Below are 12,555 nucleotides of genomic sequence, written 5' to 3' on the forward strand. Positions count from 1 at the left end.
CTTGGGGCCAGCCAAGGATCACGGCCAGTGCCGAGGTCGTCTCTCGACTAAGGGAGACTGCCTCGGCACTGGCCTTTCTGGATGATCCCTCACTTCCTTTCGATAGGCAGAGTAGGCTCTATACATGCTTATGTAACCCCGAGCGTCCGCAGGAGGCTGATTGACTATGAAGAAGGCACACGGACTGCGCAGGTACTTCTATGAGTACGTCTACTACAAGGCAGTCGAGCAGGCCCGGGATCAGACCGGACAGGTCATCCCGATCTCCCAGGCCAAGGCGATCCGCGCCCGGGTCGACGAGATCCTCGGACAGCGGGGCACCGCGCTGGCCGACCCGCGGCTGGGCGCCACGGACTGCCTCACCGCCATCGACCAGGCATTCGCGGAGAAGGTGTCCGACTACGAGCCGCAGTTCGGTGACCATTCCCCGCAGAACGAGAGCTACCAGCAGTCGCAGCGGGAGTTCATCCGTGCCACCGGCGTCGGTGCCCAGGCCGACCCGAAGTCGGCCCGGCTGCCGATCAGCCCCTACGACCCCGACTGGTCCGAACGCGCGACCGTGAAGCGCGCCGGGACTGCGCTGGTGTACCTGCCGGACGAGACGATCGCACGCGTGGCCGGCGGCGAGGTGGAGACCCTGGCCGATCCCCGTCGCGGGAACATGGTGCTCTGGCGCATCGACGACGAGGGCAAACCTTTCGAGGCCGGCCGAGCGATGACGAACGATGACGCCGCTGGGCTCACCGCGCTGATGGACAAGATGAGCCAGCAGGAGTACGACCAGGTCCGCGAGTGGGTCATCGACGGCGGCCGGGATCCCCAGACGAACCGTGTCGACCGCAACCGCTTCATGTCCCGGCGCGCCGTGGCACGCTCGGCAGCACTGCTCGAAGAGCTGAAGGCCCAGGGCGTGTCCTACGAGGTGATGCGCGACCGCGAGCCCGGTCAGATCAAGGCGAAGATCGCCCAGACCGGCATGGAGATCCGCCTCACCGACACGCGCCAGGAGGAGTACGCCGGAGCCCGGATTTACGACAACGGCACCGTGCTGCGCTACTCGACGAACTACCGGGTCCCCGGCGGCATGGCGGTCTACTCCCCCTCGCCGACGGAAGCCGTTCAGCTGCTGCGCTTCGCCCAGGGCCACCGCATCGAGCGCACGGATCTTCCGGGGCACGCCGCCGGCGAGATGGGCACGACGCACCAGGAGCGCGGCCGTGGCCGCACGCTGGTGGATGTGCCCGACAGCTACCACGTCGACCGGGAGTCGATGTTCGTGGTCGGCAACTATGTGGCCCCGGGCGAGTCCGGTCCCCGGCCCGGGTCGAAGGTGATGCTGCGCCGGGACGCGAAGAACCGCTCCCTGCCGACCTTCTTCATCGACGCCCAGCCCGCTGAGGCCTACGCGAAGGCCGCCGTCGAGAGCGCGCGGCAGAACCTGCAGGCAGCTCTTGGCGTCGAAGACCTGATCGCTCGTGCTGAGGCCGAGCTGGAGCGAACCGGCGGACAGCTGGATGCGATCGAGCCGCCGGAGTACTCGGCTGACTCTGAGGTCGCTGCGATCCAGCGCTCCTACTGGGACGTCCTCACCGGCGCGCACAGCGATCTGCTGCGCCCGGGGGCGACCGAAGAGATGTACCAGGAAAGGCTGGAGGAGATCGGCGAGTTGCAGGCCGAGGAGGTGCCCGAGATGGGCAACCTCGTCTACGGCGGCACCGCCGTCGAGAAGGTCCGGCAGCACGCCGAGGACGTCCCCTTCGAACTCATCGGGACCTGGGAGGCGGAGCCCCACGACGTCGACGGCGAGTGGGTCGACCAGCGCTTCAACCCGGACCGGGTGGCGCGGTACATGACCAGCCCCACCGGGCAGTGGTCGAACCTCGACAACCTCGCCTCGGCGCTTCGTCGTTGCGGAATCTCCCCCGACGAGATGATGGGCTCGACCTTCCAGACGACCCGGTTCAAGGACCGGCTCGTCCGTTTCGACGCCGAGCGCTCCGTGCCGATCGCCGATCACGAATCTGCATTCATGCGGCGCATCGGGGCCACCGTGCGCGAGAGCATCGAGCGCAACGCGGCGACGGTCTCCGAGATCCTGGTCGACGAGCAGGGCGTCATCCGCTGGAGCGGCGAGAAGCAGCGCCGTGACGGCAAGGGGACTCCGATCTCGGGTGAGATCGGCCAGGTCTTCGATGTCGGCGAGTACGGCGAGATCACCACCGCCTTCGCCAGCGGGGATAACGCCCTGGTCGTGCCGGGCTACGAGGCCACGATCACGGCCCAGACTCCGGGCGAGGCTCCGACCTCGGTCGAGGAACGCACGCGCCTGCGCGGCTACGAGCAGCTCATGCACGAGCGCATCCAGTACCAGATCGCCGGCGACCTCATCGCCGGGCGCAGCGAGACCGGCGAGCCCTCCTCGCTCAACGCGGTCTACTCGCAGCTGTACGGCACGAAGCACCCGATCGACTTCATCGAGCGCGCCACCACGTACCAGCTCGACGAGTCCACCGGCGAGATCAAGGAGCACCTGGACGAGTGGACGGCCGCGATCCTGCAGACCGAGGCGCGCCGTGTGCGCTACTCCAACGAAATCAAGGCCGGCTCGACGATCTACGCCGAGTACCGGGCCCAGCGCGACCAAACTGACCCGGCTGACGACAACCGCTTCGACGCCTGGCGGCTCACCGGCGGGCGGAACATGACGGTACTCACCGGCAAGGACCGGAACAACGTCGCTGCGCCCAGCGGCTACTTCGACCCGGTGATGACCGGAGGCGCGACCAACCAGGGCATCGTGCGGTACCTGACCACTCAGGCCCAGGTCGACGCCGACGGCCGGATCGTGCCGGGCGACGAGAGCGTGGCCGGACAGCGTGCGCCGCTCATGGCTCTCCCCGAGCTCGAGACGCTGCGGTACGACCCGTTCGACCGCCAGCAGATGACGGCCTCGACGATCATGCAGTCTTCTGAGGTCACCGCGCCGGCGAAGACGGCGCTGATGACCTTCGGCGGCTGGACGGCTGATGACCCGATCGTGGTGTCGAAGGAGTTCGCCGAGCGCCACCGCATCCGCGGCGCCGGCGGCCAGGAGCGCGATCTCGTCGTGGGCGACAAGATCTCGGATCTGCACGGCAACAAGGGCGTGATCTCGCTGATCGTCGACCGGGACATGCCGCTGCAGGACGCGCAGGAGCAGGATGTCGTCGAAGAGGTCAACTGGTTCCGGGCCAACCCGGGCCTGGACGTAGTGATGAGCCCGTTCAGCCTGATCTCCCGGCGCAACGCGGGCTCGGCGCGCGAGCTGATGAGCGGAAACGTCTCCGACCTGCGCTCCCCCAACGGAGAACTGCGGCCGAGTGCCCTGGGCGAGATGCGCTTCGTGGTCACCCACATGGCCGTCGACGAGAAGACAAAGATCTACGACGACGAGCAGGTGCGTGCTGGCAAGGGCCGCAAAGCCTCCTCGCAGCTGGCCTGGGCGCTGCAGTCTCAGGACTGCCCGGCGATCATGCGCGAGTTCTACGGCCACAACAGCGGGGCCGAGTCGAACCTGCGCGAGTACCTGCTGGTGACCGGCATGGACATGGAGGCTGACGGCACACTGCGGGTGGTCGGCCAGGCCGAGGGCATCGACGAGCGCCCCGAGCGCCGGTTCATCCCGATGCCCGAGCTGCTGCGCACTCAGCCGCGCAAGGAGGGCCAGCTCCCGGGACTGAACACCACGGCGATGCGCAAGTCCTTCGGCAATCTCATCGGCGACCGCGGCGGCGACATGGAGATCCCGTTCCCGCTCACGTATCCGACCGGTGAGCAGACCGAGACGGTGAGCGCGAGCTCGTGGAAGCTGCCGGTGATGTCCTCACATCTGCGCAGTGGCCAGGAGTTCGAGGACGGGTCCTCCGTCACGCACGACTACACCCGCAGCTACCAGGACGTCTTCGTCGAGGCCTGCCGCTACCGCTACATGACCGAGCAGCTGGACGGCCAGGGTCTGTCCGCGGAAAAGCGCTCCGAGGTGCGCCGCGGCATGAGCGAGTCGGTCTCGCGCGCTCAGCGCGCCTTCGAGGCGATCACGACCGACGTGCAGAACCGGGTGCTCACGGGCAAGAACAACATCTTCAAGACCGGGCTGATGGCCTCGCGGTTGACCGACTCGGCGACGATGGTGTGGACTGCGGACCCGCGGCTGGACGTCGACCAGGTTGCGCTGAGCTCGGTCAAGGCCGAGCAGCTGGGGCTGGCCGAGGGTGACCACGCGCTGGTGTGGCGTGACCCGGTGCTCCGTGACGCCGGCGTGCGTTACATGCGGGTCGCGATCGACGACCGGCTCACCGGTGCCGCGATCAACCCGGTGATGGACGCCTGCTTCGACGGCGACTTCGACGGCGACTCGGTCGCCGTGGTGAAGCTGCACAGCGAGGCCGCCAAGGGGGAAGCCCTGGCGAAGCTCTCGGTGCCGGCCAACCTGCTGGACACCGGCGTGGTCAAGGGCGACGGCTCGCACCCGCTGGCCATGCAGGTCTCGCTGGACACCCAGGTCGCGCTCTCCAAGGACACTGCTCTGGCTGAGGAGCTGGAGAGCTCGCGCAGCGAGGCGAACCGGCTCCGGCTGCAAGCGCTCACGGGCGCAGAGTCGCCTGAGGACATCAAGCTCGACCAGCAGGTCGTGACGGAGGAGCTGAGCGCGCTGTACCGCCAGGCGCAGCGTGGCGAGTTCGGCGCGGCACTGACGTTCTCGGACCGCGAGGCGCACCTGCAGAGCGTGCGCGAGGTCTGCGTCGAGACCGGTGCCAAGGGCAGCGAGAAGAAGCTCACCGACTACGCCCGGAACCTGGGCGATGCGCAGGGCACGCCCGGCATCACGCAGGCCGACCAGGAAGCCTCGATGTTCGCCACGGCGATCAAGGCTCACGGCACCGGCCTGGGCGGCTCGTTCAGCCAGCGCGCCGTGCGCGCGCTGCGCGGCGAAGACCTCAAGGCCGTCCTGGAGGTCACCTACCCGGTGACCCAGTCGATCCTGCAGGCCAAGCACGACGCCGCCGAGGCCCGGCACAAGTATGCGATGCTCCAGGGCCCCGGCCGCGAGCTCTGGAGGGGCCGCAGCATCGAACACGTCGGCCCCGGTCAGTGGCGCACGGCATTCCTCGACGGTGAGCCCGTCCAGGCCACGGCCGAGGAGTGGGAGAAGAAGTTCATCGAGTTCTACGAGTCCAAGGAGGGCTTCGGCGTCACGGTCAACCCGGCCTACGTGGCCCGCGTGGCCAGTTCGCTGGAGGACCCGAAAACCGGGCTCATCCGCAACCTCGAAGAGGACCCGTCGCTGCGGGGCACCGTCATGGACCGGATGGCCTACGGCGGTGGCTTCGAGGCGCTCGTGCAGGCGGCCAAGAACCGCGAGAGCGTCTACGACGGCGAGAAGAACGAGCAGTTCGCGTCCTCGGGGACCCGGAAGGCCCGTGCGGAGATGTCCCGGCAGCTCGAGCAGCTGAGCTCCGCCGAGGCGCAGGGCCTGGACAGCGCTGCGATCGCCGTCGATGACTCGGCGGTCAAGCGCGACGTGATCTCTCAGGACGCGGGGGCCTCCCGCACCCGCGGCTCGCACCGCCGCTCTGCGCATGCCGTGGGCGTGGGCGCGTCGCGCCCGGTCTACACGCCGAGCATCGAGATCGATCAGCCGCAGGGCGACGACGACTACGGGGCGGGCTACTGAAATGGCACAGCACAAGGAACTGGGAACGGGCCCTGCGGGCCGCCCGCGCGCGGCCAAGGAGCTTCCGGTGGACGACGATCGGCAGCAGGCCGACGAGCCGCAGAGCAGCGCATACGCCTACTGGGACTCGCGCTCGGACGAGCCGATCGACGCCGAGGTGATCGACGAGCCCGGACCGGAGGACGCAGACGGTTCGCGCGCCTGGCGCGAGCGGCTCCGGGACCGCGCCCGCGGGTTCTTCGGCGCGAAGACACAGGATCGGATGGCCGACCGCGAGCGCGTGCACGGGATCGACGTCGACCGGGCAGAGGACGAGACCGAGGGCCTGGAACAGCGCGAGCAGCTGCTCAAGCTTCGGGCGGAGACGCGGCTGGCCGGCGAGAAGTACATGGCCTCGCTGCGTGACTCGAAGCTGCTGGTGCCCGGCTTCAACGACGAGGAACGGACGCAGGAGCTCGGCGTCATGCACCACGTCTACATGCAGATGATGATGCAGTCGTGTCTCAAGCCGCTCTCGCGCGGAGTGAATGCCAACTCGATCATCCAGGCCGTCGGCATGGTGATGACGATGCGGATGCTCGCCCCGGACTTCAAGAAGGAGATGGACAGCTACCTTCAGCCCCTCAAGGACAAGATCCAGGAACGCATCGACACCAGGACCCGCGGCATGATCGCCTCTGCCGAGAGCGGCATCGCGCACCGGCAGAGGATCTTCAAGGACGTGCCGAGCGACGCCCGGCGCGAGCGCCTCATCGGCAGCACCGATCCGCGTGACCACCTGACGAAGAAGTGGCGCAAGCGCTTCGACGCCATGCAGCACCGTGAGCGCGGCCACCGGGAGATGTTCACCCCGGACTCGGCAGCCATGACCGAGGTCGCGCTCATGGAGAACGCCTTCTGGAAGATGCGTGAGCCGGGCGCGGACGCCGGCCTGATCCGCGACAGCTACCGGGCGATGCGCAAGCGGCTGCACGAGCAGATGCGCGAAGACGGCCTGGAGCGCCAGGAGGTCGTCCAGCGCGCGCGAATGATCATCGGCGAGCGGATGGAGTACGAGCCCGAGCTGCGCACGATGTTCAACGGCGTGGCCCACGGCCGGATCGTCAAGGCTCCCGCGCACGAGGAGCGGATCGCAGGCTCCGACCGGGTCCGCACGGTCTGGAGCGGGGAGTTCGACGACCAGCTGGGTCAGCGTCTGCCCGAGGACGGGATGTTCACGCTGCGCCGGCCCATGGATGCGGACGCCCACCAGGTCCAGCTCGCCGAGACGATGAAGACCTCGCTGCTCGACGCGCTGGGCCGCAGCGACCAAGAGGGCTACGGGGGCAACATGCTCGGCTACCTGGTCGGCTTCGCGGCACAGAAGCAGGGCCTGGACACCAGCGGACTGCCCGACACGCTCCAGCACCGCCTGGACCAGTCCGAGGTGATGATCGCGAGCATGGACATCGACGGCCTGCCGCCCGAGGAGCAGCAGCGGGTCTACTCCAACGCTTACGTCGACGCGATGGAGGCGGTGAACGAGAAGTACCCGGATCTTGAGGCCGAGCTGAAGCGGAGCCTCGGGGAGAACTGGCAGCAGACGCTGCAGACGGCGGTCGACGACCCGGGTGCCTTCTTCGAGGAGCAGCGGCTCAAGCCGCGGTCGCGCCCTACGGGTCCGTCGTCCGAGCAGGAGGCCGGCCCGCAGAACGAGAGCCCGAACGCTGAGGCCGATTCCGAGGACTACCAGCCCGCCTGAGGGCGATCCGAGAACACGAACAAGGAGCAGGAGGAAGGGCCATGAGCCAGGAACAGAATGAGGGACAGCAGGTCAGGTTCGGCTCACGTTTTGCGCGGATGTTCGGCTACGTCACGCCGGAGGACCGGAGCCGATGGGAGCAGCAGCGGGCGCAGAACAAGCCGAACGTCAACGCGATCAAGCAGGGCACGAAGTCGGCGCTGGGCTCGATGATGGAGTTCGGGGAGCGCAACATCGGCGCGAAGCTCGATGCCGCCCACCGCGTAGCGGCGCAGCAGCGGTTCGAGGAGTCCCACGACAGGGTCGTGAACCAGCGCCGCGATCCGAACACGCGGAACATCATCGAATCGGTCGACTACGAGCCCAAGGACGACCGGGAGGAGATCGAGCCGGATCTGGAGCTCTAGCCGAATGGGCCAAGACAAGCGTAGCGAGTGGCACTCTATAAGCCCGTCTCTCCTTCTCGACTCGTTACTATCTTCGATAGACTGGTTTCTCAGCGAAACCGCGTCATGAAGGACGACAGGACAGGGTGTGGGTATGGAGACGACGACGAATCCGCGTGTCAGTAAGCGCGAGTTCATCTCTCGGGTCGCGACTCGCAGCGGGTTGCCGATCCGGGTGGTGAACAAGGTGTACGAGTCGCTGCTCGGCGAACTCACGGGCGCAGTCAGCTGCGGAGAGACGGTCGTGCTCACGAGCTTCGGCCGCTTCTACCGACAGGACCACAAGGGCCACAAGGTGCGCTTCGGCAAGAGCAACGTCGACGACTACGTGGTGCTGAAGTTCTCCGCGTCGAGCAGCTTCAACCGCCGGCTCGGCGGCGATGAGGACGAGATCTCACCGGAGACCTACGGGATGATCGAGGATGCCGACGAGTTCGAGAACGTCATTGAGGATCGTGAGCTACGGGCCGCGTCGTAGGCAACGAGGAGCCAGCAGAAAAAGAGAACCCCCGTGATGCACTCGACTTTCGACGTTTTCGCGGGTCGCTCTGGCGAGTGTGGCTGTTGGCGTTTGGGTCCTGCGGTCTTGGCGGCGGTCGTAGGGTGAGGCTGTGGATGAGCGGCTTGTAGAGCAGGTACGGCAACTGGACCAGCAGGGTCGGTCGGTGAAGGCGATTGCCAGGACGTTGGGGGTGGGCGTCAGGGATGTTGGCGGGGTGCTCAACGGTGCCGTGCAGGTCTCGGCGTCGGTGCGTGACGAGCCGCGTTGCTGGGTGAACGCCGGCTGGAGCCGCAGCGTGGATCTTGAGGGCGCGCCGCAGTGGGCGGCCTTGGACCCTGGGGCTTCTGACGCCGAGGAGGTGCGTGGCCTTGTCGCCGTGCTCGTCGCCGCGGACAGTACGCGCTCCGCGAAGGCGCAGGTCGCCGGGTTCCTGCTGGATGTGTGGTGTCTGGGGGTGAAGAACGCGCTTGCCCCGGAGTCGATGGGCGAGAGGCAACTGAGCGGGCACCGGGCGGTTTACTTCGGCGCCTTCGAGGGGCATGTGCCGGTTCCTGCCGAGCTTGCCCGCGCCCTGGTGTTCGGTGCCGCCGCCTACGCTCGCGGCCTCGGGTTCGATCCCGAGGCGGACTTCGAGGCCGCCGCCGCTGTCCTCGGTGAGCCCGCCGGTCCCTGCCCGATCCGCTTCGGCCGCGATGGCAAGCCCTTCTACGTCAACGGCCCCTATGACGATCCCGAGGCGGTGGCGCGGACGTTGCGGCGCGCCGTAGGTGACGACGGCTTCCACTGTGCCATTGCCTTCCCCGAGCAGCCGCGGCGTCGGTTGTCCTGGTCGCGCCGGTAGGCCGGACCCCGGGGCGGGGGAGCCCGGTGGCTATCACCTTGACGGGTGAGGCACCGGGTGTCCGGGCCCGTGGTGGGCGGGGCCGCGGCAGCATCGGTGGTGTGGCGACCGCGCCCGGGGAGGGATACCTGCGATGCCGACTGTGCCCGCTTCGCTGTTCGCCGTACTGGAGTTGGTACGGGGCAACTTCACCGCGCCGACGTTTCGAACCTTCACGGCGCTGGTCACGGGTCTGATCGCGCAGACCGGGCGGTGCACGGTGACCGGGATGCTCACCGGTGTCGGGTTGACGCGCGCATGGTCCCACGACCGCGCCCACACCTTCTTCTCCCGCGCCCCGTGGAACCCGGACATCCTGGGCATCTCCCTGTCCCACCTGGTCGTGCGCCAACTCCTGCCCGCAGGTGCGGTGTTGACGGTGGCGGTGGACGACACGCTGTTCAAGCGGCGCGGGAAGAAGGTCTTCGGTGCGGCCTGGCAGCACGACGGCGCGGCCACCGGACCCCGGGGTGTCGGGCGCGGGACCTGCTTCGTCGTCATCGGCCTGGTCGTCGACCTGCCCTTCCTGGCCCGGCCGGTGTGCCTTCCTGTCATGGCCCGGCTGTGGCGACCCGGGCAGGAAGGCAGCAAAGTCGACATCGCCGCGTCCATGATCCGCCTGCTGGCCGCCTGCCACCACGGCCGGCGCGTTCATGTCGTCGCGGACGCCGCCTACCACGGCAAAGCCTTACGCGATCTGCCCGCGACCTGCACCTTCACCACCCGACTGCCCGCACCCTCGGTCCTGTTCGCCCAGGCCCCGCCCAGGACCGGCAAACGCGGGCGCCCCGCGCTCAAGGGCGCGCGACTGGGCACGCCCGCCCAGCTCGCGGCCACCGCCGACTTCGCTCCCGTACAGGTCACGCGCTACCAACGTACCGAGCAGGTGCATCTGGCCGAGGTCACCTGCCTGTGGTACGGCTCCTTCCACACCCGCACCGTGCGCGTGATCCTGCTCCGCGACGACACCACCGACACCGGCTACGACCTGGCCCTGGTCACCACCGACCTGACCAGCAGCCCGGCCGAGCTGATCACCCGTTACGCGCGGCGCTGGTCGATCGAGGTCACCTTCGCCGAGGCCCGCGGCCTGCTCGGAGCCGGCCAGGCCCACAACCGCACCCGGGCCGCGGTGGAACGCACCGTGCCCTTCGCCCTGTACTGCTACACGATCACGGTCGTCTGGTACGCACTGCACGGCCACCAGCCCGGCGACGTGGCCGAGCACCGCGAGCGCGCCCCCTGGTACACCACCAAGACCGACCCGTCACTGTCCGACATGGTCGCCAAGCTCCGACGGGTGATCATCGCCGCCCGATTTATGCCCACCCGCCCAGGTCAGCCCACCGAGCAGGAAATCCGCACCGTCCAGCAGGCATGGGCCGCGGCCAGCACCGACGCCGCCGCGTGACTCCCCGAGCCTGTCAGAACGTCGAAAGTCGAGTGATGCACAGGCATCACGGGGGTTCTCTTTATGGCGGGACGAGCCCAGTTGCGACGCTCAGCCGTCGGCGATGGCAAAGATCAGCACGAGCACGATGACCAGGACGATGAGCACGCCAGCCCCGGCGAGGAGGTGCTCCCACCCCAGCGGCGAGTTGATCCAGCCCATGAAGTCGTTCACAGGCCGGCGAAGGTGCTCGCGATCGAGGCGAAGAAGCCGGTGACCCATCCGCCGATGACCGCCAGACTGACGCCGCCGATCAGACCGAGAGCGATGATGGCACGAGCACTCTTGAACATGGTCCTGCACATGACGCCCCGCACTACTTCCGGTCCTCGAAGAGCAGGTAGTACAGCCCGATGTGCGGGATGACGAGGGCCGCCAGCGCGATCCAGGCCCGCCCCGGGTCCTCGACCACCCAGCCGATGAAGTCCCTGACGGGTCCGACGTAGGCCAGTACGGGGGCGAACAGCTCAGTGCGGAAGATGACGTGGAAGATGCCGTAGGCCATGCCGAGGGCGATCGCCAGTCCGATGCCGCGCCGTACGAAGAGGGCGCAACGAGGACTGATCAACCGGCGGCGTCCCGCGGTTGTGCTGGACTGGGGTTCAGCATCCAGAGCTGCCGCCTGGGTCACTGGCTCGTAGTCGTACATCGCCACCATCTCGCTCTTATCAAATAGCTATTACCTCCATTCTATGAGAAACCATCAATGGTCAGAAGAATCGCGAATTACAGGTCACTCGAACTGGAGGTCAGGCTCATCCGCGGATGGCGTGCCGAAGCTGCTGATCGAGCGCTGTCGGGGTCGTGAGGGACTCGCGATCGGCTCGCGCTGCGCAGCCAGCTCGGCGAGAGTGAAGCCCACGGGGCGACCGAGGCGCTGGCCGGCCATGTAGTAGGCCTGCCCGTTCGCGCGTTCACCCAGGGCGATGATCTCGCGGGTGACGGGCTCGCCCGGGCGCTGGGGCGCGCGCTCCCGCCAGACGATCCGGTGCGAGGGCTTCGCATTCGGATCCGCGCCGACGTACGTGGTCTCGCAATCAGAGAGGTCGGGATAACTGGGCATGTACTCCAGCGGGTGCGTGCTCGGCGCGCCCTGCTGGATCCGGCCCAACTGGTTGAGAGCCACGCGCAGGAGCCGGTCCTCCGGTCCATGAGGGTGCATCACCGCGGCGTCGTGGAGCGTCTGGAGGTCCTGCTTGAGACCGGTCGTCGGCAGAAGGCGGACGGGAGACCGACGCTCACTCATCACGCTTCTCCTGCTGGGCAGCACGATGCCCATCCGCCCACTGCTGACCGAGCGGGCCAAGGCTCTCGGCGAGCTCTTCGATGGTCATGCTCGCCTCGCCGGAAGCGTCGGACTCCTGGGTGCGACGGGAGAGCTCGGCCTGGAAAGCAGCCTCAGCGTGGACGTGGGCCGCGTGGTCGTACTTCATGAGGCGCACGAACGCGGCGAAGGGGATGATCGCGGCCTCGGGCTTGTTGCCGTCCCCGAAGATCAGCGGCGTGATCTCGCCGCGGCGATAGAGGTTCAGCATCGTGGCGAGGTCCTCGCGCCTGAGCTGGTCGGTCGGGACGACATTGACGGAGAACTTCGGGAGCTCGGCGTCGGGAGTGCCGTTGTCGTGAGCGTTGCTGTTGTGAGTCATAGCTTCAGCCTAATCAGTCAGGAATAGCTTGTCATCGACTCGCATACGACTTTGTTCGCCGAGTCGATAAGGACATCGAATGGTCGATCGCTCCGCCTCTGAGAGACGGAGCGGTTAGGGGAAAGAAGAGACCCGTGCCCCAGTCCCGCACGGTGCGGAGCCGGGGCACGGGCCCTG

At 67.7% G+C, this 12,555-nt stretch carries 11 protein-coding genes; 6 read left to right on the plus strand and 5 right to left on the minus strand.

Features of this window, described 5'->3' with window-relative positions:
- Window positions 1-166 precede the first annotated feature (166 nt).
- The 6 genes from OHB41_RS08470 to OHB41_RS08495 all read left to right on the plus strand — a co-directional run bounded on the left by OHB41_RS08470 (window position 167) and on the right by OHB41_RS08495 (window position 10,693).
- Window positions 167-5,713 (plus strand): hypothetical protein, encoded by a 5,547-nt coding sequence (locus tag OHB41_RS08470; RefSeq protein ID WP_266697323.1) that lies wholly within the window; start codon window positions 167-169, stop codon window positions 5,711-5,713.
- A gap of 67 nt (window positions 5,714-5,780) precedes the next feature.
- The gene (locus tag OHB41_RS08475; RefSeq protein ID WP_266697324.1) at window positions 5,781-7,454 is read left to right on the plus strand and encodes a hypothetical protein; all 1,674 of its coding nucleotides are present in this window, start codon (window positions 5,781-5,783) and stop codon (window positions 7,452-7,454) included.
- A gap of 41 nt (window positions 7,455-7,495) precedes the next feature.
- Entirely contained in the window at window positions 7,496-7,861 is a 366-nt protein-coding gene (locus OHB41_RS08480) for a hypothetical protein (protein WP_006379250.1), read from the plus strand.
- A 133-nt stretch (window positions 7,862-7,994) separates the two neighbouring features.
- The gene (locus OHB41_RS08485; RefSeq protein WP_030214098.1) at window positions 7,995-8,378 is read left to right on the plus strand and encodes an HU family DNA-binding protein; all 384 of its coding nucleotides are present in this window, start codon (window positions 7,995-7,997) and stop codon (window positions 8,376-8,378) included.
- Window positions 8,379-8,511: 133 nt separating this feature from the next.
- Window positions 8,512-9,243 (plus strand): hypothetical protein, encoded by a 732-nt coding sequence (locus OHB41_RS08490; protein ID WP_266697309.1) that lies wholly within the window; start codon window positions 8,512-8,514, stop codon window positions 9,241-9,243.
- A gap of 133 nt (window positions 9,244-9,376) precedes the next feature.
- Window positions 9,377-10,693: an IS701 family transposase gene (locus tag OHB41_RS08495; RefSeq protein ID WP_266697310.1), complete on the plus strand. Its 1,317-nt coding sequence runs from the start codon at window positions 9,377-9,379 to the stop codon at window positions 10,691-10,693.
- Between the two features lie 90 nt (window positions 10,694-10,783).
- Here the strand turns inward: OHB41_RS08495 and OHB41_RS08500 are convergent, their stop codons facing one another.
- The 5 genes from OHB41_RS08500 to OHB41_RS08520 form a co-directional block, all read right to left on the minus strand.
- Complete coding sequence (locus OHB41_RS08500) at window positions 10,784-10,906, minus strand: hypothetical protein (RefSeq protein WP_258039814.1); 123 nt, start codon at window positions 10,904-10,906, stop codon at window positions 10,784-10,786.
- A complete protein-coding gene (locus OHB41_RS08505; protein ID WP_266697325.1) occupies window positions 10,903-11,025 on the minus strand; it encodes a hypothetical protein in 123 nt (40 codons plus the stop codon). The genes OHB41_RS08500 and OHB41_RS08505 overlap by 4 nt, the downstream gene beginning before the upstream one ends.
- Window positions 11,026-11,048: 23 nt before the next feature.
- Window positions 11,049-11,390 carry a hypothetical protein gene (locus tag OHB41_RS08510; protein ID WP_103544038.1) on the minus strand — a complete coding sequence of 114 codons (342 nt, stop codon included), beginning with the start codon at window positions 11,388-11,390 and terminating at the stop codon, window positions 11,049-11,051.
- A gap of 75 nt (window positions 11,391-11,465) precedes the next feature.
- Complete coding sequence (locus OHB41_RS08515; RefSeq protein ID WP_266697326.1) at window positions 11,466-11,978, minus strand: hypothetical protein; 513 nt, start codon at window positions 11,976-11,978, stop codon at window positions 11,466-11,468.
- Complete coding sequence (locus OHB41_RS08520) at window positions 11,971-12,378, minus strand: hypothetical protein (RefSeq protein ID WP_030214093.1); 408 nt, start codon at window positions 12,376-12,378, stop codon at window positions 11,971-11,973. The genes OHB41_RS08515 and OHB41_RS08520 overlap by 8 nt, the downstream gene beginning before the upstream one ends.
- Window positions 12,379-12,555: the final 177 nt, after the last annotated feature.

Source organism: Streptomyces sp. NBC_01571, from assembly GCF_026339875.1.
GTDB lineage: Bacteria > Actinomycetota > Actinomycetes > Streptomycetales > Streptomycetaceae > Streptomyces.

Coding starts and splice junctions, on each gene's coding strand:
- OHB41_RS08485 (WP_030214098.1), top strand. CDS start 7,995: ATGGAGACGACGACGAATCCGCGTGTCAGTAAGCGCGAGTTCATCTCT.
- OHB41_RS08480 (WP_006379250.1), top strand. CDS start 7,496: ATGAGCCAGGAACAGAATGAGGGACAGCAGGTCAGGTTCGGCTCACGT.
- OHB41_RS08495 (WP_266697310.1), top strand. CDS start 9,377: ATGCCGACTGTGCCCGCTTCGCTGTTCGCCGTACTGGAGTTGGTACGG.
- OHB41_RS08510 (WP_103544038.1), bottom strand. CDS start 11,390: ATGGTGGCGATGTACGACTACGAGCCAGTGACCCAGGCGGCAGCTCTG.
- OHB41_RS08470 (WP_266697323.1), top strand. CDS start 167: ATGAAGAAGGCACACGGACTGCGCAGGTACTTCTATGAGTACGTCTAC.
- OHB41_RS08515 (WP_266697326.1), bottom strand. CDS start 11,978: ATGAGTGAGCGTCGGTCTCCCGTCCGCCTTCTGCCGACGACCGGTCTC.
- OHB41_RS08505 (WP_266697325.1), bottom strand. CDS start 11,025: ATGTTCAAGAGTGCTCGTGCCATCATCGCTCTCGGTCTGATCGGCGGC.
- OHB41_RS08520 (WP_030214093.1), bottom strand. CDS start 12,378: ATGACTCACAACAGCAACGCTCACGACAACGGCACTCCCGACGCCGAG.